Origin of the sequence: Pseudomonas sp. D1-36 (assembly GCF_051132205.1) — a bacterium.
Lineage (GTDB): Bacteria > Pseudomonadota > Gammaproteobacteria > Pseudomonadales > Pseudomonadaceae > Aquipseudomonas.
This window is the reverse complement of record NZ_CP071674.1, coordinates 3,357,795-3,382,789: the sequence shown is the minus strand read 5'-3', so window position 1 is coordinate 3,382,789 and position 24,995 is coordinate 3,357,795. Positions and strand designations below refer to the sequence as shown.

The following is a 24,995-nucleotide window of genomic DNA, read 5'->3' as shown; positions in this document are numbered from 1 at the left end:
CTGAATTTTCAGGATGAGAATCGCGATTCGTGACGCGCCCAAACAATCTGCCAAAAGTCAAAAATCCACGGTCCGGCGAAGGGCACAACATTTCCTACCGGGACATGACGTCCAGCGAGCTGGCCGAGTACGAGGCACTCCAGCGCAGTCATGACGCCATGCTTGCGCGACAGGCCGCCTACGAAAAGGAAAGATGGGGCAAGGTCGAAAAAAAATCCCTGCCCATCACCGGGTCCGTTTTCGCTAAATGCTGCGAGCTCCCCAACGGCATCATCGACTACAACAACCCCCATGGTTTCATTCCGCCGGAGCTGGTCAAGCAGTACGGCGACTTGAAGTGGCTTGGCGGCCGCGAGGCCGACGATTCCGGGACTGTCCCCCTCAAGCAGATCGGCTCAACTGCAATTCCCGCTACATTGGGCAGACTCGCCCTGGGCGGCTGCGGGAGCCGCTGCAGGCACGGTTGGCGCGGCGCTGTTAACGGGGATCGTCGCCTTGCTTTGGCCTTCCAGCCTGGGCGACAGCGCGCTCTACAGCGAAGACCAGCTACGCCAGCTAAAAAAGGCCCGCAGCCGCATGCGCTTGAGCATCGAGCAACAGGCCGACGGCAGTATCAAGGGTTACGGTTTCTACACCGGTCAGAACCGCGGCTGGGAAATGGTCGACGTCGTCCACCTGACGCCGCGCGCCGACCAATACATCGCCGACCTGGGCGATGGCATCGAACTGATCTGGACCCCAGCCACCGACCCCTCCGAAACCCTCGGCATCCCCGCCCTGGAAGCCGCCCCCCAAACCCCGCATATCTGGATCTACCCGTCGACGCCGATGGCGGACAGCATCATCGTCAATCCGATCTATCCGCCGGAGTACAAGGATTTCATTCTGGTGTTCCCGGTGGACTCGGGGGTTCGGCCGGTTTATGTGGTTTTGAGCATCCGCCGAAAGGGTCTGGCCGAGGCGGGCCACGACTATCATCCTGCTCCGAAGACACATGAAATTACGGGCTTCTCTGGTCTGAAGAAAGGCAAGAAGAAAACTCCGGTGCAAGGAGGCGGAGGCTTAAGAGATCGCTGGCTCGACGCCAAAGGCCGGACCATTTACGAGTGGGATGCCTCGCACGGTGAACTGGAAGCTTACCGAGCAAGCGACGGAAGTCATTTAGGTGCATTCGATCCAATTACTGGCGAGCAGACAGATGGCCCTAAGAAAAATCGCAGCATAAGAAAGTATTTGTGAGGATCAAAAGATGGGACTCAAATTGCGACTTGAGTGGTATAGCAAGCAAACGGAATCCTTCGAAGGAGAAGAATATACAGAGGATCTGGGTGATGATGGCTCGGTCGTGGAGGCTTTAGGCATCCCGTTCGATAACAACATAAATAACGGGGGGTTTGATCTCCTGTTGGACTGGGTAGGAATTATCCAGCCGTACTTTCAGCATTCAATCGATTGGGCGAACTACGACTATCAAATAGCTTTTGATTATCTAGATAGCTGGTAATCGAGAGGAGAAAACGGGACGGATCTATTTTGACTTCAACCGCCCCTCGATCGCCACTCGCACGCAGCCCCAGGCGATGACGCCGATGATCAGCAACTCTGCCAGGCCGATAATCAAGTGGAATGAAAAGGCCACGGGCTGTTCGGTCCAGTAGAAAATCGTCGGGCGAGTGCTGCCGATGCGTATCCGTCCGGTAAACAGCGACGGCGTCCATGCGATCAGACGGGTCAGCTCCAGCACAACCAGGAAAGCGCCAATCAAGGCGAGCAGGGCGCGTGCGGGGATGCCTAGTTGTTCGGTCGACTCAGCCGAAGGCGTGAGTGCCTTCGCTTTGTGTTGCCTGGCGATCTTCGCCGGCGTTGGAGTAGGCCTGTAGGGCACTTTCGAAACGGCCGTCGAACCGACAGCAACCTCCGTGGGCATCGGTACCTGCAGGTAGTCGCTCAGCTCACGCAGCCACCGCTCGGTGCGTTCACTGCCCGGCACCACCGCAACGTTGTCACTTGTCAGGCGGTGGGTGGCGCCATCGCGCATCACCAGCCACAGTTGGGTGTTGGCTGGTTTGGCCTGTTGATGGCGGCGGAGCTCGAGGTGCTTGACGGCGTCGAACCTAAACACCGAATGCACCCGTTCGCGGCGTGCAAAGAAGTTCCAGGTACGGCGCTTGCCTTCACCGTCGATACGCGACAACAGCAAGGTTTCGCGGGTGCCGGTGTAAAGCATCAGCGCCAAGCCTAGGGCAGCAATCAGCAGCAGCCCGAGCACGAGCAGGAGTGAGGCCAATGGATCCATGCCTGTCGGCGACAAGTCGGCATCTGTGATTGCGAGCACGGCCGCCACTGGAAAAATGAAAGTCATCGCGCTTGTCAGCAGCACGAATCCGCCCTGCACCCAATTGATCGAGTGGATATGCAGGTCATCCCGCGCGGTACGCTCGAATCGATATCCAATCAACATGCAGACCTCCTGGCGCACCACTTTCAAGACCGCTTCAAGTTGCGAACAGCCGTTGGCCATGGCTGTTTTCTAGCCGCGCAGAATACCTCTTTCGGCGGGTTCTCGGCATGCTTGATGGCGTGTGCGCGTAGGCATAACCACCGCCGACCTGCCAGTTTTCGGTCGATCCGGAACACCGCCAGGCAGGCATTCGGAATGAATTGGGGCCTAAGTCAAACGCCAAAACGCCCGATACGGTGTATCGGGCGTTGGGGTGGAGATGTACATCTGTCCTAAAAACTGCCTCCCTCGATGTGGTAGACCTTCGGTTCATCCGAAAAATATTCCTCCAATCCCATCATGAATATCCGATGGTCTTCACTCTCTTCGAAACCCGGCGTGTGATCTTCAAGTGACTGCCATCTCACGATCAGGTTGAATTGTTCAGGGGTTTCAATCCCGGGCGCCAGCAAGTGACCGCCGTATCCCTTTGCACGGGTGAGCAGAGGAGCGACCTCGGCAAACGCACGTCGGAACATTTCAATGCGGTCCTTGTGAACGGGGAGCAGGGCGATCTCGTAAATCATGGCGTACCTCGAAATGACATGAACGGTTAAAAAGTACGGGCTTATGAGATGAGCGATGGCTCAACGGCGATCGCGATTTTTCCTAGAACGCCGTTGTTGGGACTTTCCAGCCGTGCATGGGCGAGCGGGATGTCGGCAAGGGAATAGACCGCGCCAACGTGTGGCCGCAACTGACCTCGTGCTATCAATGCACTCAACTCATCGAGTTTGCCTCGGTTCTGCCTTGTGAAAACGAAGTGATAACTCGCGTTCTTGCCCCAGGCCTGAACCAGGTTTTGCGGTTGTGCAATGTCCACGATGCTGACTACGCGACCAAGCTGTGCAAGTGTGTCGGGGCTGCGTGACAGTGCATTGCCGCCGATGGTGTCAAACACGACGTCAACCCCACGGCCTTCTGTTTCCCGCGTGATGGCCTCGACGTAGTCCTCCTTCTCGTAATCAATGACGACATCGGCCCCCATACTGCGCGCGAATTCGAAGTTCGCCTCGCGCACGGTCGTGTATACCCGTGCTCCGATGGCTTTCGCCAACTGGATCGCCACGTGACCGACACCTCCCGCGCCGCCGTGTATCAGAATGCTTTCTCCCACTCTGAGCGACGCACGCACGACCAGTGCTTCCCACGCCGTCCCGCCAACCAATGTCAGGCTCGCCGCCTCAAGGTGGCTTAGCAAGGGAGGCTTTTTGCCGATGATGCTCTCAGCAGCTACGTGGTACTCGGCGTAACTTCCTGGGCCATCGAATATTTGCGGGGTGTACCAGACTTCGTCTCCGGGAGCGAAGGCTGTCACGCCCGGCCCAACTGCTTCGACAACGCCCGAAATGTCGTGTCCGGTGATGGCCGGGAGTGGCACCAGATCCGGATAGTCGCCGCGTCGGACCTGGTAATCCAAGGGATTGATGGAGGTGGCATGCACCCGGACCAGGACTTGCCCTGCATGCGGCACGGGTTTGGGCACATCGCGAAGTTCAAACGATTCCGCACCGCCAAATGATTTCAATACCATCGCTTTCATAATGACACCTCATATCTATAAAAAGGGATATCGAGATATCTCGATATCTTACGGCAAAAAATTAGAGCTCTTTCCCTATGATTTCAGCAAGGGTGCTGATGGCCGCTTCATTACGCTTGTAGTAAGTCCACTGACCGATGCGCCTGACTTCCACCAGGCCCACTCGTTGCAGCGTCGCAAGATAACCAGACACCGTGGATTGGGACAATCCAATGCCTTCCTGGATACTGCTGACGCAAACGCCCACCGTGAGAACGTCACCTTCATCCTGCGGAGGGAAGTTCTTTGTCGGGTCCTTCAGGCCTTTCAAGATTTGAAGGCGTGTAGGGTTCGATAGGGCTTTAAATACTTCGATCAATTCCATGGAGTGGATAATATCGAGATTTACCGATATGTCAATACGATTTTCAATGAATCCTTTGGGCGGTAGAGAACTCCGCGCTTTGGGTCACCCCCAACACAATCCCTGCGCCTTGAACGTTTCAAGCGCCGCCACCGCGCCGGCATCGAGAAAGGGGCAGATTTATTGATTAAATAAACCTGCCCCTTTTCGTTTAGAATTCCAGCGAAGCACCGTCCTCCGGAATGTCTACACGCCCCTCAATCCCTTGCTTCTTAACATAGGCGCGCAGTTCTTCACGAGTGAGGGACATATGGTTGATCGCGTCCATGTGCACCGCGACAATGTGTGCGTTTTTCGCGGCTTTTGAGGCGCGAAGCACATCATCTTCACCCATGATGATCGAACCTTCGAATCCCGCCATTTTTGCTTTGCCGGCGTTGAGCACGATTACTTCCGGACGGTACTGGTTGATGGCCTGGTCTACCTCGTTACGCCAAATCGTGTCACCGGCAAGGTAGAGAGTCTTATAGCCTGGCGCCTGGAAAACCACGCCCATGGCTTCGCCCAGAGGTTTTGCGAGCGCTGGCACGGCATACATTTCGTCAGTGCCATGCTGACCGCCGGTCTTGGTGATTTTGACGCCGCCGAATTCCGCTTCGTCAGTTAGTACGCGTACGTTCTTGAAACCTTGGGAACGAATCAGTTGCGCATCTGCTTCATGTTGAGCGAACAACGGAATGTCTTTAGGCAGCGCTTTTTGTGCGGCATCGTCCCAATGGTCCAGGTGTGTATGGGTGACGATGACGGCGTCGACCCCGGCGATAACCTTCTCCGGCGATTGGGTGAGATCAACCAAGGGGTTGCGAAGGTTGCTTCGATAGGTGTTTTCAAAACCCGGATAGGCGCCTTTTTTTGCCAGCATCGGATCGATCAGGAAGGTGGTGTCACCGAAGGTGATTTTTACCGTCGCGTTGCGGACCTGCTGCAAATCCAGTTTATGAGGGGCGCCAGGCGCCTTGGGAGTAGTTGAACCGGCGTACGAAGGGGTAGCGGCCACGGCGCAAGCAATGCTGAGGGCAAGCTGTAACGTTCTGAGTTTCATAAAAATCATTCCTGTTGTTTACCACGAGGGGTCCATTCTTGCCGAATGTCTCGGGGGTCAACAGTGGCCCGAACGACACATTTCGATATAATCGGGCCAACTGATCAACGTTGTTCACCTTGAGCCCTACGGGGCGAACCGAGGCTGCCCCCATGCTCTCCGTACGCGTTGCTGTTTTAGCTTTCGAAGGCGTCAGCCTTTTCCACCTTTCGGTGCCGGGAATGGTATTGGGAACCGCCCAGCCTGCGCCCGATGGGCCTCGGTATGAAATCAATTACTGCGCAGAAGTGCCCGGAATGGTCGGTACCGACCAAGACATTGGGTTGTCGGTAAGCCTCGGCCTGGAGCTGATGGAAACCTGCGACGTCATCATCATCCCGGCGTGGGGCGATCAATCCCTGATTGCATCGCCCCAGCTCGTGGAAGCGCTGCAGCTGGCCAACACGCAAGGCAAGCTCATTGTGGGATTGTGTTTGGGGGCATTCGTCCTCGGCGATGCCGGGCTGCTCGATGGAAAGGAAGCCACTACCCACTGGGCTGCCCGTGACCAGTTTGCGCAACGTTTTCCCAAGGTTCGATTCAAACCCGAGGTGCTTTACGTCCGTGCCGATAACATCGTGACGTCCGCGGGCACCGTAGCGGCAATCGATTGTTGCTTGCACCTGGTGCGCGAGCGCCTCGGTGCGGACGTGGCGAATCGCACCGCGAAAATGCTGGTGACGCCACCTCACAGGCCGGGAGGCCAGGCGCAGTATGTTGAACACCCAGTGCCAGCATTCGCTGGCGAGACTCATTTATCCGACGTCCTGACATGGGCCCGAATGAATCTGTCCAGTGACCTGTCTCTCGACGCTCTGGCAGACACGGCGAAGATGAGCAGGCGAACGTTTACCCGTCGGTTCAAGGAGGCGACGGGCACAACCGTGTCCAAATGGTTAACTGCTGAACGAGTGGCCAGAGCGCAGGCATTGCTGGAAACGACTGAGTTGCCCATCGAATGCATCGCAGGGGAGGTGGGGTTTGGGACGTCATTGTCGTTGAGGCAGCACTTTGGCGCGCATCTGGGAACGTCGCCTTCTGATTATCGGAAGATGTTTTGTCTTGGGGTGGGGCGCAAGCGTTGATGGAGATGTATCTTTCGATGGTCTTGCTCACCCCCAACGCGTTCCCAACACAATCCCCTGCGCCTTGAACCCCTCAAGGGCCGCGACCCCCACCGGCGTCAACTCACGCACCGTCACTCCTGCCGCCTCGGCCAACGCAACCAAATGCTCCCGCCCGCTGCGCCTATGCTCCGTCAGCGAAACCAGCAGCGCATAAGCCATTGGCGCAAGGCGTGAAAACGTCACGTGCCCACCACGGCGCTGAAGCAGGACCAACGTCGGGGCCGTTGGTTTGTCGATGGGCCGATGATCCGGCCCGATGTCGCACACCGGCCATTCATAGGCGTGTGCCCACGCGAGTTCCGACACCACGGGCGTGCCTTCAACCAGATTGCCGTGGGGATTGTGTGCGGGCTCCACCGCATCATTCAGCAACAGGGCGCTTTCGCTCCATTCGTGTTGCGCCAGCTCGGGCAGCCAGGCGGGGTGATTCTGCGAGCACGCACGTTGTTCCAGATAGCTGACAAACTCCCCGCCCAGCTGCGTGAACAGTGGCGTCTGGCAACGGTAGTTCGCGTAGAAATCGTGGACCAGCCATCGCCAGTCAGCGTCTGGCAGGGTTTGGTGGATGACCGGGAAGCTGGCGGCCAGCAGTGATTCGATGCTGCCGATGAACAGTTGCCGGTAGACGGCCAGGCGTCGGGTTTCAATTCCCGGCGGTGGTGGGTTTTGAGGATTGCGGACGTAATTGGCCATGCAGTTGAGTTGGTCGAGCAGTTGTTCAGGCATGGCGGGCCTCCGGTGTTGCCGGGCAAGCGAGTTGTTGAAGGTGTTTGATCTGCCCGACTTCAGCGAGCAGTTCCGACAAGGGCGGGAAGTTGAAGTCGCGTTCCAGCAGGGTTGGCACCGAGCCGAATCGTTGATACGCCTGGTGTAGCAGCGTCCAGACGTCTTGCTTGACGGTCGCGCCGTGGGTGTCGATTTTCAAATCCTCGGCTTCGTCAAAATGGCCGGCGACGTGCAAGTAGGTGACGCGTTGGGCCGGGATGGCGGCGAGGAACTTCTCGGCGTCGTAACGGTGATTGATCGCATTGACGTAGAGGTTGTTGACGTCCAGCAGCAGGTCGCAGTCGGCTTCCTGTAGCACGGCGGTGATGAAGTCGATCTCGCTCATGGCCTGGAAGGGCGCGGCGTAGTAGGAGATGTTTTCCACCGCGATGCGCTGGCCCAATACGTCCTGAGCCTGACGAATGCGGGCGGCGACGTGATGGACGGCTTCTTCGGTAAAGGGGATCGGCAAGAGGTCGTAGAGGTGACCGCTGTCGGAGCAGTAACTCAGGTGTTCGCTGTAGAGCGCCACGGCGTAGCGATCGAGGAAGCGGCGAGTACCACGCAGCAGTTCAATGTCGAGGGGCTGCGGACCGCCGAGGGACAGGGACAGGCCGTGGCAGGTGATGGGGTGCCGTGCGGCGAGTTGGTCGAGTTGTTCGGCGTAGACGCCGCCGACACCGATCCAGTTGTCCGGGGCGCACTCAAGGAAATCCACGGCGCTGGGGGCCATTTCCAGTAGGTCGCTTAGCAGGGCACGGCGAAGGCCGAGTCCGGCGCCGGAGGGTGAAGTGAACGTGCTCATCGCGCTTCTCCAGGGGATGGCCAAACCCTCCCGGCCTGGGCGGCCGGGAGGGAGGAGCGAAGGGGGATTTACTCCTTGGCCTGGCTCATATGGATGAACAGTTCGGTCGGTACTTTCTTGCCATTGGCTGTGTATTGGCCGGTGCGGTACTTGTAGGTTTCCGCCTCGGAGAGGTAGCCGTCGTGGTTACTGTCAATCTTTTCGAACTCGGCTTGCTGGGTCGGCGCGACGGTGAGGAATTCCTTCAGCGACACACGAGCATCGTCGTCAGTGTCGGTACGAGCGAAGGACGCGTCGCCACATTTGCCTTCACCGCACTTGCCTTCTGCCGCGGTGACTTTTTTGCCCGATTCGGCAGCGCCACATTTGCCTTCACCACACTTGCCTTCAGCCTGTGTGGCCTTTTTGGCCGATTCGGCAGCGCCACATTTGCCTTCACCGCATTTGCCTTCGGAGGTCTTTTCAGCCGAAGCCAATTGATAACCCTGGGCCAGGGCGTCAACGGCGAAAGCGGACTGGGCCAGGCCCAAACCGCCGGACAAAGCCAGGGCGGCGAGGGCGAGGCGAGCGGAGTTCGAATTTTTTGTACGCGTCATGAGATTTCTCCAGATAAGAGCTGTGTGGCCCCTGGCAAGCGTTGCGCGGGGCGTGTGCCGTGGCGGTGTCACGTTGCTTGCCCGGTGCTCGGCACGTCGGGTCGAAGCAAGGCGGGACTGGCCTGTTCGGACGGGGCCATTTGGCGCTTGTCGTGTATCTGGGATGTGTCATGCGGCGGTGTGTTTGTATTGCTGTGTGTCGTGGATACAGAGCGCTGCGAACCTTTTTCCGCTGATCCGTATTTTTCGCTTACAGGTGCGTCTGTAACGGTCTCAGTTCTCGCCCCACAATTCGATCGTGCCGCAATGGTTCTATTGGGAGAAAGCTCATGGCGAAGATGGCGATTTTTTTGGGTGGTTTCCTGGCGCTGACGCTGCTGATTGGTGTGCTGGCGACGATCTCGCCTGTTTAAGACAGCTTTTTGTGGCGAGGGAGCAAGCTCCCTCGCCACACAGCTTTCACTTGAGAAAAGATGCGCGGATCAGCGGTGCAAGATCACCTGCGCAATGTCCAGCAACGGCATCACCCGTTGGGCGGCGTTGAGTTTGATCGCTTCCTTGGGCATGCCAAAAACCACGCAACTGGCCTCGTCCTGGGCAACGGTGGCGCTGCCGGCATCGAGCATTTCCTTGAGGCCGCGGGCGCCGTCGTCGCCCATGCCGGTCATGATGATGCCCGTGGCGTTACGGCCGGCGAACTTGGCCACCGAGCGAAACAGCACATCCACCGAAGGGCGATGGCGATTGACCAACGGGCCGTCCACCACTTGCACGTGATAGAACGCGCCGCTGCGGGTCACCATCATGTGCTTGCCGCCGGGGGCGATGAGCGCCAGGCCCGGGTGGATGCGGTCGTTGTTCTTCGCTTCGCGCACTTCGATCTGGCACAGGCTGTTGAGCCGGGCGGCGAATGAGGCGGTGAATTTTTCCGGCATGTGCTGGACGATGACGATGCCCGGGCACACGCGCGGCAGGGCCGTCAGCACCGCCTCCAGGGCCTGGGTGCCGCCGGTGGAGGTGCCCATGGCGACGATGCGTTCGGTGGTCTGGGCCATGGCGTGGCCGTTGGCGGCGGGCAGCATCGCGTCAGCGCTGAGTTTGGCCGCCGGGGTCAGCGGGGCGGTCGGGGCCGGGCGTTTGCCCAGGTTGCGGACGTTGACCTGGGCGGCGGCGCGGATGGCCGAGACCAGTTCCGACGCCGAGTCCAGCAAGAAGTTCTTCAGGCCACTAGTGGGCTTGGTGATGATTTCCACCGCGCCGGCGGCCATGGCTTGCAGCGTGGTTTCCGCGCCCTTGGGCGTCAGGGAAGAACAGATCACCACGGGCGTGGGCCGTTCGCTCATGATCTTTTTCAAAAAGGTAATGCCGTCCATGCGCGGCATTTCCACGTCCAGCACGATCACGTCGGGCCATTCCTTCGCCAGTTTATCCATGGCGAAGATCGGATCGGACGCCGCGCCGATAACGTTGATGTCCGGCGTGTCACTCAGGATCGCCAGTAATACCTGACGGACCACGGCGGAATCGTCCACCAGCAATACATTGATTTTTCTGCCTGGCATGGTTAGTTCAAGGTCCTTATCGGTTGGTGCCTGACCCAGACATCGCCATTGCACAGGTCGAAAACAATACTTCGGTAGCCAGTGCTACCCATGTCCTGGGCAATCAGGTCCAGGCGATAGAGGGCGGCCATTTCCAGCGCGGCGTTGACGTTCAACCGCGCCACGTCGCCGAACGCCACGTGGCGTTGCAGCTCGGGAAACATTTCGCCGCCGCCGAACAGCTTGAGCTGGTATTCCTCGGGTTCGGTGCGATGGGCTCGCGCCTGGCGGACGAACAACTCCAAGGCTTCATCGGCGTACATCCCATTTAGCGCCGTGGAGCAGCGTACCCGGTTGGGCAACATGAAGTGGCACATGCCGCCGATCTTGCGCCGTGGATGCCAGAGGGTGATGGCAACGCATGAGCCAAGGATCGTGCGCAGCCGGGTCGGGCAGGTCGCAAAGCGAAACTCCCCAGGCCCCAGATAGACTTCGGCGACTGGCTTTATCGCGGCGTTCATGGCTTGCGATAAATCGAAGGGGCGACCAGCTTTAACGCATCGCAAACGCCGTTGAGGCTCTCCGAATGGCTGACGATGAAATACCCACCGGGCTTGAGCCGGGGGATCAGTCGAGCAACCACTTTGCTTTTGGTGGGCTGGTCGAAATAGATCATCACGTTGCGCAGGAAAATCACATCGAACTCCCCCAACTCCGGAAGCGTGTCGTTGAGATTGACCTGGATGAAGTTGACCCGGTTGCGCAACGCCCGATCGATGAGGAAGGTGCCTTGCTGATTGCCGGTGCCCTTGAGGCAATATTTCACGAGTAACGAATGGGGCAGGTTGCGGGCGCGCTCCATCGGATAGTGCCCGGAACGGGCCTTCGCCAACACTTGCATGCTGATGTCCGAGCCGATGACTTCCCAGGGCGTGGTGCCCAGGCTTTCGGCCAGGGTCATGGCGAGGCTGTAGGGCTCCTCGCCGGACGAGCTGGCCGCGCTCCACAGGCGAAAGGTCTTGCCGGGTGTCGCATGGGGCAGCACGTGATCGCGTAGAAAATCGAAGTGCTTGGGCTCACGGAAAAAGTAGGTTTCGTTGGTCGTGAGCAGGTCCAGCGCCACTTGTAATTCGTCGCTGCGCTGGCCGCTCATGATCAGCTTGAAATACTCGCCGTAGCTGTCCAGCTCATAGTGCTTGAGGCGCTTGAACAGGCGCCCGGCCACCAGGGCTTTCTTGGCCGGCGACAGGTTGATGCCGGCGGTCTGGTACAACCAGGATTGAAACTGGCCGAACTCCCGGTCAGTGAGCGCCATTGAATTCACTGTGCGTTCCTTGCAAGTGTCCGTGCTCATGAGTCTGGCGCTTCCAGTGCGGCGGGGCTGGCTTGGGCGAGTTCGGACATTTCGTCGATGGACAGCACCCGATCCACCTCCAGGACGATGACGAACTTGCCCTCGACCTTCGCCATGCCGCTGATGAAGTCGGCGCGAATTTTCGCGCCGAAACTCGGTGGCGGTTCGATCTGCGAGGCCGGGATTTCCAGCACCGCCGATACAGTGTCGACCAGCAGCCCGATGTCCTGGGCCAGGCCGTCAGCGCTGGCGGCCTCGATGATCACTACGCAACTACGGCGGCTGATGGTGGAGTTCGGCCGGCCAAAACGGGCCGACAGATCCACCACCGGCACGACCGCGCCGCGCAGGTTGATCACCCCGCGAACGAAGGCCGGCATCATCGGCACGACGGTCAGGTTTCCGTATTCGATGATTTCCTTGATGCACAAGATGCCGATGGCGAACATCTCTGTGCCGAGCATGAACGTCAGGTACTGCGCTTCTTCCTCGACCGCGCTGGCGGTCTGACGTGTGGTCGCGATGGCGCCCATTGCCTTTTCTCCTTTAAGCAAGCCTATGGAACCGAGCCATCAGAACCGGGTGAATTCCGATTCGTCCGGCGCGCTGGCCATGTTGTAGGCAAACGCCTTGGGCATCACCGGTGCCGGCGCCCGGGCCGGTTTGCGGCTGGAGGGGCCAGGCGTGTTGTCGATCCGGGCGACCTGGGCCGCGGACTTGGAGGGCGTGTCCAGGGTGAAGAAGCTCATCGCCTGTTGCAGTTGTTCGGCCTGGCTGCTCATCTCTTCGGCGGTGGCGGCCAGCTCTTCGCTGCTGGAGGCGTTCTGCTGGGTCACCTGGTTGAGTTGGGTCATGGCGGTGTTGATCTGCGCCACACCGGCGGCCTGTTCTTCGGACGCGGCGCTGATTTCCTGCACCAGATCCGAGGTCTTGTTGATGGACGGGACCATCTCGTTCAGCAGGTTGCCGGCCTTCTCGGCCATGTCGACGCTGCTGGACGACAGCTCGCCGATCTCCTGTGCCGCGACTTGGCTGCGCTCGGCCAGTTTGCGGACTTCGGCAGCGACCACTGCGAAGCCTTTGCCGTGCTCGCCGGCGCGGGCCGCTTCGATGGCGGCGTTGAGCGCCAGCAGGTTGGTCTGGTAGGCGATGTCGTCGATGATGCTGATGCGTTGGGCGATTTTCTTCATCGCCACCACGGTCTGCTGCACCGATTCGCCGCCGTCGGTGGCTTCCTTGGCAGCCTTGCTGGCCATGCCGTCGGTCACCTTGGCGTTCTCGGTGTTCTGGTTGATGCTGGCGCTCATCTGCTCGATGGATGCGCTGGTTTCCTCGACGCTGGCCGCCTGTTCGCTGGTGGCCTGGCTCATCGACTGCGCGGTGGCGCTGACTTCTTCGGAAGCGCTGGCGAGATTGTCCGCCGCGTTGCGCACTTCACCGATGATATGCGACAGCTTGCCGACCATGTTCTGCATAGCGTTGAGCACCATGCCGGTTTCGTCTTTCGAACCACTTTCGATCTTCGCGTTCAGGTTGCCCTCGGCCAGTTGCTCGGCCACCACCGCCGCCTGTTTCAACGGACGGGAAATGATGCGTGAGACGAACAGCGCCAATCCCAGGCCCACCAGCAGGGCCGCGACCAGCACGGCGATGATCGACAGGCGTGCGTTTTCATACAAGCGGGTGCCGTGCGCACTGGCGACGTCAGCGCCGGCCGCGTTGAGCTCGACAAGTTTTTGCAAGTCGTTGGTCACCAGGTCGAAGCGATTCTTGGATTCGCCCTTGAGCATCGCCTGGGCTTGCTCGGTCAGGTTCTGCCGGGACAATGCGAGCAGGTCTTTGCTGATTGCAAGGTAAGAAGCCCAGTCATCGCGGGTGGTTTCGAATGCCTGACGATCCTCAGCGCTGGAGAGCAGTTTCTCGTAAGTGCCCAGGCGCGTTTCGAAGGCCTTTTTGGCCTCCTCGGCTTCTTGCTCGAGGGTGACGCGCTCCTGTTCGGAGTCGGCGGCGATATGGCGATTCTCCTTGAGGCGAAAACTCGCCGCAAAAAAGCGCATGCCTGAAGCGGCGCGCATGGACGGCATCCAGTTCTCACGGATATCAAGGGCGGTGCCGTTCACCTGGCCCAGTTGGATGATCGAGAACACGCCCATGACGGCGGTCAGCGCCAACACCACGAGAAATGAAGCGATCAGTTTGGTGGCGATTCTAAGGTCGTAGAACCATTTCATTGGGGAATACCTCTCCATGGAGTGTTGAAGCGTCAGCGAGCGTTGGCTTGTTGTAATGGGGTCGAGTTGTAGCGGTTTTCTATTTGTGCGATCTGGGTGAGCAGGGCCGGTACGTCGAGGATCAACGCCACGGCACCGCTGCCCAGAATGGTCGAGCCGCTGATGCCGCGCAGTGCGCCGAACAGCTTGCCCAGGGGCTTGATCACGGTCTGGAATTCACCCAACAGGTCATCCACCACCAGCCCGGCCTTGAGTTCGGCGTAGCGCACCACCACCACGTTCTGCCGGCGCGAGGCCGGACCTTCGTGATGAAAGTGATCGCGCAAGTACACCAATGGCAGCACCTCGCCCCGCAGGTCGAGGTAGCCTTGTTCGCGGCTGGCGATGCCATCGTCTTCGCTCAGCTCGATGCATTCCTGGACCATGTCCAGCGGAATGACATAGGTGGACTGGCCGATGCCGACCAGGAATCCGTTGATGATCGCCAGGGTCAGCGGCAGTCGGATGCGCACCACGGTGCCCTTGCCCGGCTGGCTGTCCAGGTCGACCGTGCCGCGCAGCAGCGTGATGTTGCGCTTGACCACGTCCATGCCCACGCCGCGCCCGGACAGGTTGGTGACGGCCTGGGCGGTGGAAAAGCCCGGTTCGAAAATAAGGTTGTAGATTTCCTGGTCGGTCAGGTTCGCGCCCGCTGCGATCAGCCCACGTTCGTGGGCTTTTTCCAGGATGCGGTCGCGGTTCAGGCCGGCGCCGTCGTCGGCGATTTCCAGCACGATGCTGCCCGAGTCGTGGTAAGCGTTGAGGTGCAAATGCCCCTTGGCCGGTTTGCCTGCCGCCAGCCGCGCCTCAGCGGTTTCGATGCCATGGTCCATGGCGTTGCGCAACAGGTGCATGAGCGGGTCGCCGATCTTTTCCACCACGGTCTTGTCCAGCTCGGTTTCCGCGCCGCTGATGATCAGGTCGATGTCCTTGTCGAGCTCCTGGCTGACATCGCGCACCACCCGACGAAAGCGGTTGAAGGTCTCGCCGATGGGGATCATGCGCAGGCGCAAGGCGCCGTCGAGAATCTCCTCCACCAGCCCGGATACCGACGAGGTGGCTTCCTGCAATGGGTCGTTCTGGCAGTTACGGGCCAACAGGCTGGCGCCGGCGCTGGCGATCACCAATTCACCGACGAGGTTGATCAGTTCGTCGAGCTTGTCAGCATTGACGCGCACGTACGCGCCGTCCTTGGTTTTACTGTCACTGACCACGGCCTGCTTGTCAGGCGCGACCTGGGCAGGCATGCGCGGGGTCTTGCGTTGGTCCTGCATCAGCTCGCCCGTGGTGACCATGGCGGTGCTTTCGTCGCTCTGTGCCTGGGATGTCGCGACCTCGCCGATGCTTGCCTGGGCCTCGACGTCTTGGGCGACGATTTCGATCGCACAGTCTTCCCGGACGAAATCGAACACTTCATTGATCGCGGTATAACCGGCGGCGGAGCGGAACGCGATGTCGAAGCCCAGGTAGCAGGATTCGGCATCCCAGGTGTCGATGGCCGGCATCGCCTCGGTGAGCGTGGTGATGTCGACGATTTCACCCAGGGTCTGCAAGTAGCGCAGGAACGACAAGGGGTCCATGCCGTTGCGGAACACGTCCTGGCCGAAGCGCAGGGAGATGTGCCAGAGGCACGCTTCGGCTGAGCCGGTTGGCTCGGCTTGGGTTTCACGATCCGGTTCGGTCGCGGTCGGGGGCGCCTGGTACTCCTGCAGGAGCTGGCACAGTTCCATTTCCCGCGCCAGGGCAGGGGGCTGCAACGTCGAGCCCTGGTTGGCGACCACGTCGATCAATTCGAGCATGTGGTCGCCGGACTTGAGCAGCACCGCGATCAAGCCAGGGTCCACCGCGACGCTGCCCTCGCGCAGGCGATCGAGCACATCCTCGACGATGTGGGTAAAGCTGACGATCGGCTCCAGGCCGAACAGTCCAGCCGACCCTTTGATCGTATGGGCCGCTCGGAAGATCGCGCCGATGGCGTCATCGTCGCCGGGGTCGTTTTCCAATTGCAGCAACGATTCTTCCATCGCCTGCAGTTGTTCACGGGCCTCGACGATGAAGGTTTGTTGTGCCTGATCGAGATTGATGCTCACGCTCATATCCTTTGTCGTGTCCGACGTGTTGCAAAGGGACTATGCAACCAGGTTGCACAGCGCCAGTGTTTCGGTGACGGCTTTGCTTGGGTCGGCCACCGTCAGTTGGGTCCCGGCCTTGGGCGCCTCGCGCTGTACCATCAGCAGCAATTGCAGGCCGGCGCCATCCATCTCGGTGATCTGCGACAGGTCCAGCACCATGGCGGGCGTGGCCCCCAACCGTGGCAGCAATTGCGCGGCCAGGTCGGCGGCGGTGTAGATCGTCAGCTCGCCGTCGATCTGCACCTGCGCGGTGTCATTTTCTACTTCGTACAGCAGCGGCATTGAAGCCTCCAGCCATCAGGGAAGAATCAGCTTGGACACCGCCGCCAGCATCTGCGCTGGCTGGAACGGCTTGACCACCCAGGCCTTGGCGCCTGCGGCCTGGCCCTCTTGCTTCTTCGATTCCTGGGATTCGGTGGTGAGCATGATGATCGGCGTGAACTTGTAGCTGGCCAGTTTCTTGACCTCCTTGACGAAGGTGATGCCGTCCATGTTCGGCATGTTCACGTCGCTGATGATCAGGTGCACTTTCTGGCCGTTGAGCTTGCCCAGTGCATCCTTGCCATCGCTGGCCTCGATCACGTCGTAGCCGGCACTTTTCAACGCGATGCCGACGACCTGCCGAACGCTCGCGGAGTCGTCGACAACCAATACATTTTTCGCCATGAGGGGCTCCTAAAAGAAGGTTATTTCCTGTGAAGTCTGTTGCGCGGCCGAGTCGCCGTGATGGTTGCGGCGTTGCTCGTCGGTGGCGTAGGTGGTTTCCATGCGCGCCAGCCATTGGCGGGCGTCGATGGAGATGGCCTGTTCGGGCGACTGGCTGGCTTGCTGCATGTGCACATGCAGGTCCTCGATGTTGTCGCGCACGTGGCTGAGGATCTGGCTGACCCGATCCTGGAATTGCAGGCTGACCAGCACTTGGGTGAGTTCGTCTCGAATACCGAAACTCTCCCGTTGCAACATGTCGGCCGAATCGGCGAGGCGGCCGGTGACGCTCTGGAAGCGTTCGAGCACGCGTTGGATGCTGCCTTCGGACACGGCCACGGACTGGCTGTCCTGGTCGGCGCCGCTGGAAGCCGCCTGCACCAATTGGGTGATGGCGGTGTTGATGACATCGACCTTGGCCGACATCTGTTGGCCGGTCTCGCTGGACTTGCTCGACAGGGCCCGCACGGCATCTGCCACTACCGCAAAACCGCGTCCGGCTTCGCCTGCGCGGGCGGCTTCGATGGCGGCGTTGAGGGCCAGCAGGTTGGTCTGGGCGGCAATCGCAGCGACATCCGCGGCCATGGTCCGCAACTCGCCAGTGTAGGCCGTCAGGTTGCGCACTTGGGCCAAGGTTTCATCACGGCTGGCCTGGGTGCTCTTCAGCGAATCGATCACCTTCACCAGTTCGCCTTCGCTCTGCGCCAGCACCTGGACGGCACCGCCACCACCACTGCCCGCCAACTCGCCAGCGGCCAGTTGCGAGGCTTGTACGGTTTCTTCGAGACGCGAGGAAATGCCGGTGAAGCGGCTGGTCAACGAGACGATCGCGGTTTCTGTCTGCTGCCGTGAGCTTTCGACTTGCTTGGCCCAGATCGGCATCGCGCCGAGGATCACTTCGTTGAGTTGCGCGCTGCTTTTGTGAGCGCCATGGTCGGCTGCTTGCAGTTCATGATGGGCGATGGCCGCTGCGGCCACCTTGTCCAATTGCAGGCGCTGCGAACGCGCGCCCCAGATACCGGCACCCACGCCAAGGACCAGAAGCACAGCACTGAAACCGATGTTTTGAGCGCTCGTGCCATTGAGTACCAGCAGCCCTGCGCCGGCGATGATGGCAACGATCAAGGCGTGCCAGGAGGTGTGCGTCTGGGATGTGGCAAGGGAATGGTCGTGGGAATACGACATCATGGTTCGGTCCTTGAACAGTATTGCTGACAGGATATTTGCGAATAACTGGTTATCTGCAAAGTCGACCCGGTCTTGAGGACCAGTCGTCCGGTTTTGGAAAAAAAGTGGCACATTGCTATCGCAGAATAGACGAGATCCTGGAAATGTCGAGGTGGCCTGACCTGTGGAAGAAATCACGGTGAACCTCAACAGTGTTCGTCAGATCATTCTCTGAAACACAATGAAAGGATTGAGCTAAATTACCCGCACCAGTTTTCGAACCTGCCATCGAGCCCTCATGCCCACCCAGCCTCTCTGGAAAACCTACCTGCTGTTCTTGGCCCCCATGGTCTTGTCCAATTTCCTGCAATCGATGTCCGGTACGCTCAATAGCATCTACATCGGCCAAATGCTCGGCACCCAGGCCCTGGCGGCGGTATCGGGGATGTTTCCCATCGTGTTTTTCTTCATCGCGTTGGTGATTGGCCTGGGCGCGGGGGCAGGGGTCTTGATCGGGCAGGCCTACGGCGCCGGCGAGACGGGAACCGTGAAGGCGATTGCCGGCTCGACGCTGCTGCTGGGGGCAATCATCGGACTGACGGCGGCGATCCTCGGCAGTGTTTTTGCCCGCGAGGGGCTGCAAGGCCTCGGAACGCCCGCCGACGTGCTGGAGGATGCGGTGTCGTATGCGCGGGTGATGATGTGGATCCTCCCGATGCTGCTGGTGTTTGTGCTTTTCACCCAGCTATTGCGTGGTGTCAGCGATACCGTTTCGCCGTTGCTGGCGTTGCTGGTGTCCACCAGCGTCGGGATGGCGCTGACGCCGGCGTTGATCCGTGGCTGGCTGGGGTTGCCGCAGATGGGCATCCAGAGCGCGGCGCTGGCGGGGCTGGTGGGCACCGCGTCGGCGATGGCGATGCTGGCGTGGCGCCTGAATCGACGGGCCCATGCCTTGGCGCCGGATCGGGCGCTGTTCGCGGCGATGCGCCTGGACAGGGATATCCTCGGCAAAGTGCTGCGCATTGGCCTGCCCACCGGATTGCAGATGGTGGTGATCTCGCTGTCGGAGTTGGTCATCCTGGCCCTGGTCAATCGCCACGGCTCCCAAGCCACGGCCGCCTATGGCGCGGTGACGCAGATTGTCAATTACGTGCAGTTCCCGGCGCTGTCGATTGCCATCACCGCGTCGATCCTCGGCGCCCAGGCCATCGGCGCCGGACGCCTGGAACGCCTGGGGCCGATCCTGCGCACCGGGATGCTGATCAACGTCTGGTTGACCGGTGGGCTGGTGCTGCTGGGGTACTTGTTGTCCCACTGGTTGCTGGGCCTGTTCATCACCGACCCGGCGGCGCGGGTCCAGGCCGAGCACTTGTTGCACATCATGCTATGGAGCCTTTTGGTGTTCGGCTTCCAGGCCATCATCGGTGGCATCATGCGCGCCAGCGGCACGGTGCTGATGCCGGTGGCGATCTCGATTTTCTGCATCATCGGCGTGCAAGTTCCGGTCGCCTACCTGCTGGACGCACACTTCGGCCTGCAAGGGGTGTGGATGGCGTTTCCGGTGGCTTACCTGAGCATGCTGTTGCTGCAGACGCTGTATTACAAACGGGTCTGGCAGCACCAGCGGATCGAGCGGTTGGTGTAACCGGCCCGACATGGAACCCTTGGGAGGCAAGCTCGCTCCCATAGGGTTAGTCACCTTTTCCGATTTACGAGGATCCCGATGTCCGCAGAACTCCCCACCGTCGCCTACCGCGCCTTCCTCTTCGACATGGACGGCACGCTGCTCAATTCCGTCGCCGCCACCGAGCGGATCTGGACCCGCTGGGCCATGCGCCATGGCCTGGACGTGGCTAAATTCCTGCCGACTATCCATGGCGTGCGCGCCGTCGACACCGTTGCCCGCCAGAACCTGCCAGGAGTGGATGCCCAGGCCGAGGCCGCGCAGCTCACCATCGAAGAAATCGAGGACGTGGAAGGGGTGGTCGAGGTGCCCGGTGCGCTGGCCTTTCTCAAGAGCCTGCCGCCGACGCAATGGGCGATTGTCACCTCGGCGCCGATGGCCTTGGCTTTGCGTCGCATGGAAGCGGCCGGGATTCCGCGCCCCGACGTGATGGTGACCGCCGAGGACGTGAGCGCCGGCAAGCCGAATCCAGCGTGCTACCTATTGGCCGCACAACGCTTGCAAGTTGCTCCGCAGGAATGCCTGGTGTTCGAGGACGCAGAAGCCGGAATCAAGGCTGGCGAGGCGGCGAACATGGACGTAATGGTAGTGACGGCCACGCATACGCACCCGGTGGTGACGGTGCATTCGCAGATCGCGGATTACCGTGGGCTGAGTGTCGCGGTGGATGATGGATTGCTACGCTTCTCAAACCAACGCTAGCCCCCTGTGGGAGCGAGCCTGCTCGCGAAGGCGTCATGTCAGTCATATCAATAATGGCTGAACCACCGCATTCGCGAGCAGGCTCGCTCCCACATGTTTAACCTTAGCGATTTGAGGTCAGGTCACTACCCGATAGCACGGCACATACGCCGCGCCGCCCGGCAGTTTCATCCGGTGTTGCGCGACAAAGGCCTGGAGCAGGCGATCCAGCGGTTCCATGATCGCGGGATCACCATGGATTTCGTACGGGCCGTGTTCTTCGATCAGGCGGATGCCCTTGTCCTTCACGTTCCCGGCCACGATCCCCGAAAATGCCCGGCGCAGGTTGGCGGCCAGTTCGTGGGAGGGCAGGTCGCGGCTCAAGCCCAGGCTGGCCATGTTGGCGTGGGTAGGGTCGAACGGGCGTTGGAAACCTTCGTCGATTTTCAGCAGCCAGTTGAAATGAAAGGCGTCGTTGCGCTCGCGGCGGAACTGCTTCACTTCTTTGAGCCCCTGGGTCATCTGCCGCGCCACTTCGGCCGGGTCGTCGATGATGATCTGGTAGTGCTTCTGCGCGGCTTCGCCCAAGGTCGCGCCGACGAACGCGTGCAACTGCTCGAAATACGGCGTGGCGCTTTTAGGCCCGGTGAGGATCACCGGGAACGGCAGGTCCTGGTTGGCCGGGTGCATGAGAATGCCCAGCAGGTAGAGAAATTCTTCCGCCGTACCGGCGCCGCCCGGGAAGATGATGATGCCGTGGCCGACGCGCACGAAGGCTTCCAGACGCTTTTCGATATCCGGCAGGATCACCAGTTCATTGACGATCGGGTTCGGTGCCTCCGCGGCAATGATGCCCGGCTCCGTCAGGCCCAGGTAGCGGCCACCCTGGATGCGCTGCTTGGCGTGGGCGATGGTGGCGCCTTTCATCGGGCCTTTCATCACGCCGGGACCGCAGCCGGTGCAGATGTCCAGGCTGCGCAGGCCCAGTTCGTGGCCGACTTTCTTGGTGTACTTGTATTCTTCGGTGTTGATCGAGTGGCCGCCCCAGCACACGACGATTTTCGGTTCCACGCCAGGGCGCAAGGTGCGGGCGTTGCGCAGCAGGTGGAACACGTAGTCGCTGATGCCCTGGGACGAGCTCAGGTCGATGCGCTGGCTGTCCAGCTCGTTCTCGGTGTAGACGATGTCGCGCAGGGCGCTGAAGAGCATTTCCCGGGTGCTGGCGATCATCTCGCCGTCGACGAACGCATCGGCCGGCGCGTTCAGCAGCTCCAGGCGTACACCACGGTCCTGTTGGTGGATGCGGATCTCGAAGTCCTTGTAGGCTTCCAGGATGGTCTTGGCGTTATCGACATGGGCGCCGGTGTTGAGAATCGCCAGGGCGCACTGGCGGAAAAGATCGTAGATGCTGCCGGAACCGGCTTCGCTCAGTTGCTGCACTTCGCGCTGGGACAAAGTCTCCAGGCTGCCCTTGGGGCTTACCGAAGCGTTGATTACATGTCTTTGAGTCATTCAGCTTTCCTTGAAAACGATGCCGCTCGCACGACGGCGGCATCTTGAAAAAAACGTCCACGCAGGAAGATCGCACGATCCTTGCGGTATCGCCATGGACTTTGATCCGGATCCATCGGGTCGGTTGCAACACAAAATGAGCCCCAGCATAGCTAAATCGACCGGGCAGGCGATAATGCGCGAGTCTTTTCACGCCATACAAGGAAATTGCGACGCGATGTTCGAGATCAAACCGTGGGACGCCGCCGACTACCGGCAACAGACCCGTCGCAGCACCCTCATCGTGGCCGTGGTGTTTCTGGCGCTGGCAATGCTGTTGTCCAGCCTGGCGGTGATGCTGTTCGGTACACCCGGGGGCGATAATTTTCGCTTCAATGTCGGCGGCGTTTTCGCTGCCGTGCTGGTGATGGTCGGGCTGATGCGCGGCTATTTCTGGTCGCAGCCGTGGATGGCCGCTGCGGTGTATGGCTGGCAGCTCAAGCGCAGCCTGATGAGCGTCACCAATGTGATGCACCAGGTAAAGGCCGGTGTGCAGGCCCGGGATCCGGCAGCGATGAAGCTACTGCGTTTCTATCACCTGGGCCTGGCCCAGATGCACCGGCTGGATGCCAATTCCAGCGACCACGCCTCGTTGGTCCGTGAGGCCGACGAGCATCTGGAAAACATGCAGGCGCTGGGCCTGGATTCAGAGCAATCACGCCTGGACCCGGCCTGGATAGACTCGGTCAAACAGGCCTACGGCGAGCGCCGCTAACGGCCGCTCATCGGTTGCCTCGGGAAAAAAATAAACCCCGGTCTTCCAATGCCTTTCTCATGAGCAGTCATGGAAAGGAGAGTCGAGATGACTGGAAAGATGGTTCATGGAACCTGGGCCCTGTTGTGTGTGGCTACAGTGGGATTGGCGGGCTGCGCGGGCGGTAACAGCCACTCACCGGTAGACGCGCCAGGCGCCGCGAAAAGCCCAACCACCGCGACGCTGGAAGCGGGGGCCGGGATCATGCAGAACAAACCCCCTTTGCAAGCGTTGGATACCTACCTGGACGGCTTTCATTTTTATAACGGCCGGATGTCCGGGCAAATGGAAGCGCACCATTACTGCACGGCACTGAACGAAGAAGTGTTCCAGTGCGCCATCTTCGATGCCAACAGCGCCAAGGCCAAATTGATGGGCGTGGAATACATCATCAGTAAGCGCCTGTTCGAAAGCTTGCCCGCCGCCGAAAAGCAGCTGTGGCACAGCCATGTGCATGAGGTGAAGTCTGGACAACTGGTCGCGCCGGGCATACCGGAGGTGGCGGAAACCCGCTTGATGAAGAACCTGGTCAGCACTTACGGCAAGACCTGGCACACCTGGCACACCGAGCAGGGCAACGCTCTGCCTTACGGCGTTCCGCAGTTGATGATGGGGTTCACCGCCGATGGGCAGATCGATCCGCAATTGGTGCGCGAGCGCGACCGCCGGATGGGCATCGACAGCGAAGCGAAGAAACACGCCCGCGAATCGATCAGCGCACCGGACATCGATCCTGGCGCGGATGCGTGGCGCAAAGGGCAGGTGTGGCAGATAAAGGATCCGACGGGGCATACCCATTAAAGTCATTTGAACAAATGCTTTGTGGCGAGGAAGCTAGCTCCCGCTGGGTTGCGAAGCGGCCCAGGGCAATCCACCTGGATATATATGTTTTGTTAATACGAGTTGGGCTGCTGTGCAGCCCATCGGGAACAAACTCCCTCGCCACGGGGCAGGGAGTTGAAAAGGAAGGTTATATACACTACGGCTGTTTGAAATGCCCCGGAACATCATGTTCCGTTTCGTTTGGCTTGGTTCTTTTCTGAACTTGAACATCGCTGATCTTGACGCTCTTTAATTCAGTAAAGGACACTCGCAAGAGTGCCTCGGCTTCTTCGGTGGTAAGCGTCTCGGTGTCGCCTGCCAATACCCGGCTATCGGGTTGGCCGTCGGCGATGAAACTGACGATGAATCGATCCTGGCTCATTCGTTACCTCGACAAGTCAAGCGCCAGGACGCAGCAGAGCTGCGCCCCAACGGTTCTCGGGTTACGACTTCCTGCCGCCGCCGTGGCTGCGTTCGCCACCTTTGCGGCCTGCTTCAGAGGCTTTTTCCCGATCATTTGCGAAATTGCCGCCGGAAGCGTGTCCGCCTTTCTTGCCGGCTTCGGATGCTTTCTCACGGTCGTTTGCGAAGTTACCTGGATTTTTGTTTCCGCTATTAGCCATTTCGAGAATCCTCATTTTGGTTAAGCGAGTAAAACGTGCCTCGCAGTATTGTGAAAGAAAACGGCGGATGGAAGTTTAGAAAAAACGTTTCGCTGGCGACGAACGGTAGTGAGTTGAAAAGTGTTGCTGAAAAAAGTTATACAGCCGTTTCGCTTGAGCTTATACAACATCGAAAAGATTAATTAACAAAGCGGCGGCAAATGATATTTATTCATCGAATACTCAGTCCTCACCGCCGCTCACTTTCCAATGCTTGGCTTCGGGTGGAAACACCACTTGTTCAACCCTGTGGGCAATGCCAAAGGCCAGTGAGTTTTCCGCCGGGATCACACGCTCCTCGGCGCACAGGCACTTGAAGATATCCAGTTGCGTGGCGGCACCGGCGGTTTCCTTGACGTAGATTTCCACATACCGCGCCACGTCGTTGTCCAGGCTGGACAGGTATTCGCGCAAGCGCGAGTGATCCACCGACTTCTGGCCGAAATACCAATTCATCGGGTGGATCAGGAAGCGCGAGTGGGGCGTGGTGGTGCGGTCGCTGGCGGCCAGGTACATGACGATGCCCATCGACTCGATGTTGCCGGCGTTCACGGCGCGCACCGGCACGGGAAGAGACTTGATGAAGGTGTAAAGGGTGAAACCGAAGTTCGTGCTACCGCCGACCGTAGAGAGGTTGAGCATCAGCGAGTCGGCGCCTTTTTCAATGGCTTCCAGGCAATTGTCCCGAAAGCGCTCGGTGGTTCCTTGATCGATCTGGCAATGGAAATGGACGATGTGTTCGGACATCTGAAACTCCTCTCGACTTACGCGTTGACGAGTCTGCGGATCAGCGGCTCTGTACAGTTGGGAGTCCGCCGGCTGTCGGATGTTCCACTTCCGTCATTCGCTTAT

Annotated in this window: 27 protein-coding genes and 1 pseudogene; 7 read left to right on the top strand and 21 right to left on the bottom strand. The window is 59.7% G+C overall.

What is annotated here, in order from left to right; translation table 11 throughout:
- Positions 1-29 precede the first annotated feature (29 nt).
- Positions 30-1,239: pseudogene (locus J3P76_RS14955) on the top strand (colicin E3/pyocin S6 family cytotoxin).
- Positions 1,240-1,249: 10 nt separating this feature from the next.
- Positions 1,250-1,504 carry a colicin E3-like toxin immunity protein gene (locus J3P76_RS14950; RefSeq protein ID WP_434610917.1) on the top strand — a complete coding sequence of 85 codons (255 nt, stop codon included), beginning with the start codon at positions 1,250-1,252 and terminating at the stop codon, positions 1,502-1,504.
- A 24-nt stretch (positions 1,505-1,528) separates the two neighbouring features.
- On the opposite strand, the gene J3P76_RS14945 is transcribed toward J3P76_RS14950, so the two are convergent.
- The 5 genes from J3P76_RS14945 to J3P76_RS14925 all read right to left on the bottom strand — a co-directional run bounded on the left by J3P76_RS14945 (position 1,529) and on the right by J3P76_RS14925 (position 5,488).
- Positions 1,529-2,461 carry a hypothetical protein gene (locus J3P76_RS14945; protein ID WP_434610919.1) on the bottom strand — a complete coding sequence of 311 codons (933 nt, stop codon included), beginning with the start codon at positions 2,459-2,461 and terminating at the stop codon, positions 1,529-1,531.
- A gap of 272 nt (positions 2,462-2,733) precedes the next feature.
- Entirely contained in the window at positions 2,734-3,027 is a 294-nt protein-coding gene (locus tag J3P76_RS14940) for an antibiotic biosynthesis monooxygenase family protein (protein ID WP_420767681.1), read from the bottom strand.
- A gap of 41 nt (positions 3,028-3,068) precedes the next feature.
- Entirely contained in the window at positions 3,069-4,043 is a 975-nt protein-coding gene (locus J3P76_RS14935) for a zinc-dependent alcohol dehydrogenase family protein (protein WP_434610921.1), read from the bottom strand.
- A 61-nt stretch (positions 4,044-4,104) separates the two neighbouring features.
- Positions 4,105-4,407, bottom strand: coding sequence for an ArsR/SmtB family transcription factor (locus J3P76_RS14930; protein WP_434563579.1), 303 nt, complete (start codon positions 4,405-4,407; stop codon positions 4,105-4,107).
- 190 nt (positions 4,408-4,597) lie between these two features.
- Positions 4,598-5,488, bottom strand: a complete 891-nt coding sequence (locus J3P76_RS14925; protein WP_434700911.1) for an MBL fold metallo-hydrolase — start codon at positions 5,486-5,488, stop codon at positions 4,598-4,600.
- 152 nt (positions 5,489-5,640) lie between these two features.
- Here J3P76_RS14925 and J3P76_RS14920 point away from each other — a divergent pair, with 152 nt between their 5' ends.
- The gene (locus J3P76_RS14920; RefSeq protein WP_434610928.1) at positions 5,641-6,612 is read left to right on the top strand and encodes a GlxA family transcriptional regulator; all 972 of its coding nucleotides are present in this window, start codon (positions 5,641-5,643) and stop codon (positions 6,610-6,612) included.
- Between the two features lie 27 nt (positions 6,613-6,639).
- On the opposite strand, the gene J3P76_RS14915 is transcribed toward J3P76_RS14920, so the two are convergent.
- From J3P76_RS14915 to J3P76_RS14860, 12 genes are all read right to left on the bottom strand, one after another.
- On the bottom strand, positions 6,640-7,380 hold the full coding sequence (locus tag J3P76_RS14915) for an HvfC family RiPP maturation protein (RefSeq protein ID WP_434700908.1): 741 nt from the start codon (positions 7,378-7,380) through the stop codon (positions 6,640-6,642).
- Complete coding sequence (locus J3P76_RS14910; protein WP_434700906.1) at positions 7,373-8,224, bottom strand: HvfB family MNIO-type RiPP peptide maturase; 852 nt, start codon at positions 8,222-8,224, stop codon at positions 7,373-7,375. Before J3P76_RS14910 ends, J3P76_RS14915 begins: the two co-directional genes overlap by 8 nt.
- A gap of 68 nt (positions 8,225-8,292) precedes the next feature.
- Positions 8,293-8,820 carry an HvfA family oxazolone/thioamide-modified RiPP metallophore gene (locus J3P76_RS14905; protein WP_434610936.1) on the bottom strand — a complete coding sequence of 176 codons (528 nt, stop codon included), beginning with the start codon at positions 8,818-8,820 and terminating at the stop codon, positions 8,293-8,295.
- A 482-nt stretch (positions 8,821-9,302) separates the two neighbouring features.
- Positions 9,303-10,382: a protein-glutamate methylesterase/protein-glutamine glutaminase gene (locus tag J3P76_RS14900; RefSeq protein WP_434675000.1), complete on the bottom strand. Its 1,080-nt coding sequence runs from the start codon at positions 10,380-10,382 to the stop codon at positions 9,303-9,305.
- Positions 10,383-10,384: 2 nt separating this feature from the next.
- Entirely contained in the window at positions 10,385-10,882 is a 498-nt protein-coding gene (gene cheD / locus J3P76_RS14895) for a chemoreceptor glutamine deamidase CheD (protein WP_434700904.1), read from the bottom strand.
- Complete coding sequence (locus J3P76_RS14890; protein ID WP_434610939.1) at positions 10,879-11,715, bottom strand: CheR family methyltransferase; 837 nt, start codon at positions 11,713-11,715, stop codon at positions 10,879-10,881. Before J3P76_RS14890 ends, cheD begins: the two co-directional genes overlap by 4 nt.
- Positions 11,712-12,248 carry a chemotaxis protein CheW gene (locus tag J3P76_RS14885; protein ID WP_420767692.1) on the bottom strand — a complete coding sequence of 179 codons (537 nt, stop codon included), beginning with the start codon at positions 12,246-12,248 and terminating at the stop codon, positions 11,712-11,714. The genes J3P76_RS14890 and J3P76_RS14885 overlap by 4 nt, the downstream gene beginning before the upstream one ends.
- A gap of 39 nt (positions 12,249-12,287) precedes the next feature.
- Positions 12,288-13,946: a methyl-accepting chemotaxis protein gene (locus tag J3P76_RS14880; protein ID WP_434610942.1), complete on the bottom strand. Its 1,659-nt coding sequence runs from the start codon at positions 13,944-13,946 to the stop codon at positions 12,288-12,290.
- 32 nt (positions 13,947-13,978) lie between these two features.
- Complete coding sequence (locus tag J3P76_RS14875) at positions 13,979-16,075, bottom strand: chemotaxis protein CheA (protein WP_434700902.1); 2,097 nt, start codon at positions 16,073-16,075, stop codon at positions 13,979-13,981.
- 39 nt (positions 16,076-16,114) lie between these two features.
- Positions 16,115-16,399, bottom strand: coding sequence for an STAS domain-containing protein (locus J3P76_RS14870; protein ID WP_420767695.1), 285 nt, complete (start codon positions 16,397-16,399; stop codon positions 16,115-16,117).
- 15 nt (positions 16,400-16,414) lie between these two features.
- Positions 16,415-16,783, bottom strand: coding sequence for a response regulator (locus J3P76_RS14865; protein WP_003180343.1), 369 nt, complete (start codon positions 16,781-16,783; stop codon positions 16,415-16,417).
- Positions 16,784-16,792: 9 nt separating this feature from the next.
- Positions 16,793-17,704, bottom strand: a complete 912-nt coding sequence (locus J3P76_RS14860; protein WP_434635644.1) for a methyl-accepting chemotaxis protein — start codon at positions 17,702-17,704, stop codon at positions 16,793-16,795.
- 583 nt (positions 17,705-18,287) lie between these two features.
- On the opposite strand from J3P76_RS14860, the gene J3P76_RS14855 reads away from it, so the two are divergent.
- Positions 18,288-19,634, top strand: a complete 1,347-nt coding sequence (locus J3P76_RS14855; RefSeq protein WP_434563601.1) for an MATE family efflux transporter — start codon at positions 18,288-18,290, stop codon at positions 19,632-19,634.
- Positions 19,635-19,712: 78 nt separating this feature from the next.
- Positions 19,713-20,375 (top strand): HAD family hydrolase, encoded by a 663-nt coding sequence (locus tag J3P76_RS14850; RefSeq protein ID WP_434610949.1) that lies wholly within the window; start codon positions 19,713-19,715, stop codon positions 20,373-20,375.
- 117 nt (positions 20,376-20,492) lie between these two features.
- On the opposite strand, the gene ppnN is transcribed toward J3P76_RS14850, so the two are convergent.
- On the bottom strand, positions 20,493-21,866 hold the full coding sequence (gene ppnN, locus J3P76_RS14845) for a nucleotide 5'-monophosphate nucleosidase PpnN (RefSeq protein WP_420767699.1): 1,374 nt from the start codon (positions 21,864-21,866) through the stop codon (positions 20,493-20,495).
- A gap of 217 nt (positions 21,867-22,083) precedes the next feature.
- On the opposite strand from ppnN, the gene J3P76_RS14840 reads away from it, so the two are divergent.
- The gene (locus J3P76_RS14840) at positions 22,084-22,620 is read left to right on the top strand and encodes a DUF3087 family protein (RefSeq protein ID WP_434610951.1); all 537 of its coding nucleotides are present in this window, start codon (positions 22,084-22,086) and stop codon (positions 22,618-22,620) included.
- Between the two features lie 87 nt (positions 22,621-22,707).
- Positions 22,708-23,460: an OBAP family protein gene (locus tag J3P76_RS14835; protein WP_434563607.1), complete on the top strand. Its 753-nt coding sequence runs from the start codon at positions 22,708-22,710 to the stop codon at positions 23,458-23,460.
- Between the two features lie 178 nt (positions 23,461-23,638).
- Here J3P76_RS14835 and J3P76_RS14830 read toward each other — a convergent pair whose 3' ends face one another.
- From J3P76_RS14830 to J3P76_RS14820, 3 genes are all read right to left on the bottom strand, one after another.
- A complete protein-coding gene (locus tag J3P76_RS14830) occupies positions 23,639-23,863 on the bottom strand; it encodes a hypothetical protein (protein ID WP_420767702.1) in 225 nt (74 codons plus the stop codon).
- Positions 23,864-23,924: 61 nt separating this feature from the next.
- Positions 23,925-24,104 carry a general stress protein gene (locus tag J3P76_RS14825; RefSeq protein WP_003182983.1) on the bottom strand — a complete coding sequence of 60 codons (180 nt, stop codon included), beginning with the start codon at positions 24,102-24,104 and terminating at the stop codon, positions 23,925-23,927.
- A gap of 222 nt (positions 24,105-24,326) precedes the next feature.
- On the bottom strand, positions 24,327-24,890 hold the full coding sequence (locus J3P76_RS14820) for an ATP-dependent Clp protease proteolytic subunit (protein WP_030142235.1): 564 nt from the start codon (positions 24,888-24,890) through the stop codon (positions 24,327-24,329).
- Positions 24,891-24,995: the final 105 nt, after the last annotated feature.

Bases quoted from the DNA above. Each gene is read 5' to 3' on its own strand.
- J3P76_RS14865 (WP_003180343.1), bottom strand. From the start codon at position 16,783: ATGGCGAAAAATGTATTGGTTGTCGACGACTCCGCGAGCGTTCGGCAG.
- J3P76_RS14880 (WP_434610942.1), bottom strand. From the start codon at position 13,946: ATGAAATGGTTCTACGACCTTAGAATCGCCACCAAACTGATCGCTTCA.
- J3P76_RS14820 (WP_030142235.1), bottom strand. From the start codon at position 24,890: ATGTCCGAACACATCGTCCATTTCCATTGCCAGATCGATCAAGGAACC.
- J3P76_RS14825 (WP_003182983.1), bottom strand. From the start codon at position 24,104: ATGGCTAATAGCGGAAACAAAAATCCAGGTAACTTCGCAAACGACCGT.
- J3P76_RS14925 (WP_434700911.1), bottom strand. From the start codon at position 5,488: ATGAAACTCAGAACGTTACAGCTTGCCCTCAGCATTGCTTGCGCCGTG.
- J3P76_RS14830 (WP_420767702.1), bottom strand. From the start codon at position 23,863: ATGAGCCAGGATCGATTCATCGTCAGTTTCATCGCCGACGGCCAACCC.
- J3P76_RS14870 (WP_420767695.1), bottom strand. From the start codon at position 16,399: ATGCCGCTGCTGTACGAAGTAGAAAATGACACCGCGCAGGTGCAGATC.
- J3P76_RS14940 (WP_420767681.1), bottom strand. From the start codon at position 3,027: ATGATTTACGAGATCGCCCTGCTCCCCGTTCACAAGGACCGCATTGAA.
- J3P76_RS14920 (WP_434610928.1), top strand. From the start codon at position 5,641: ATGCTCTCCGTACGCGTTGCTGTTTTAGCTTTCGAAGGCGTCAGCCTT.
- J3P76_RS14850 (WP_434610949.1), top strand. From the start codon at position 19,713: ATGTCCGCAGAACTCCCCACCGTCGCCTACCGCGCCTTCCTCTTCGAC.
- J3P76_RS14890 (WP_434610939.1), bottom strand. From the start codon at position 11,715: ATGAGCACGGACACTTGCAAGGAACGCACAGTGAATTCAATGGCGCTC.
- J3P76_RS14885 (WP_420767692.1), bottom strand. From the start codon at position 12,248: ATGGGCGCCATCGCGACCACACGTCAGACCGCCAGCGCGGTCGAGGAA.
- J3P76_RS14950 (WP_434610917.1), top strand. From the start codon at position 1,250: ATGGGACTCAAATTGCGACTTGAGTGGTATAGCAAGCAAACGGAATCC.
- ppnN (WP_420767699.1), bottom strand. From the start codon at position 21,866: ATGACTCAAAGACATGTAATCAACGCTTCGGTAAGCCCCAAGGGCAGC.
- J3P76_RS14835 (WP_434563607.1), top strand. From the start codon at position 22,708: ATGACTGGAAAGATGGTTCATGGAACCTGGGCCCTGTTGTGTGTGGCT.
- J3P76_RS14945 (WP_434610919.1), bottom strand. From the start codon at position 2,461: ATGTTGATTGGATATCGATTCGAGCGTACCGCGCGGGATGACCTGCAT.
- J3P76_RS14860 (WP_434635644.1), bottom strand. From the start codon at position 17,704: ATGCCGATCTGGGCCAAGCAAGTCGAAAGCTCACGGCAGCAGACAGAA.
- J3P76_RS14910 (WP_434700906.1), bottom strand. From the start codon at position 8,224: ATGAGCACGTTCACTTCACCCTCCGGCGCCGGACTCGGCCTTCGCCGT.
- J3P76_RS14855 (WP_434563601.1), top strand. From the start codon at position 18,288: ATGCCCACCCAGCCTCTCTGGAAAACCTACCTGCTGTTCTTGGCCCCC.
- J3P76_RS14840 (WP_434610951.1), top strand. From the start codon at position 22,084: ATGTTCGAGATCAAACCGTGGGACGCCGCCGACTACCGGCAACAGACC.
- J3P76_RS14930 (WP_434563579.1), bottom strand. From the start codon at position 4,407: ATGGAATTGATCGAAGTATTTAAAGCCCTATCGAACCCTACACGCCTT.
- J3P76_RS14905 (WP_434610936.1), bottom strand. From the start codon at position 8,820: ATGACGCGTACAAAAAATTCGAACTCCGCTCGCCTCGCCCTCGCCGCC.
- cheD (WP_434700904.1), bottom strand. From the start codon at position 10,882: ATGAACGCCGCGATAAAGCCAGTCGCCGAAGTCTATCTGGGGCCTGGG.
- J3P76_RS14900 (WP_434675000.1), bottom strand. From the start codon at position 10,382: ATGCCAGGCAGAAAAATCAATGTATTGCTGGTGGACGATTCCGCCGTG.
- J3P76_RS14935 (WP_434610921.1), bottom strand. From the start codon at position 4,043: ATGAAAGCGATGGTATTGAAATCATTTGGCGGTGCGGAATCGTTTGAA.
- J3P76_RS14915 (WP_434700908.1), bottom strand. From the start codon at position 7,380: ATGCCTGAACAACTGCTCGACCAACTCAACTGCATGGCCAATTACGTC.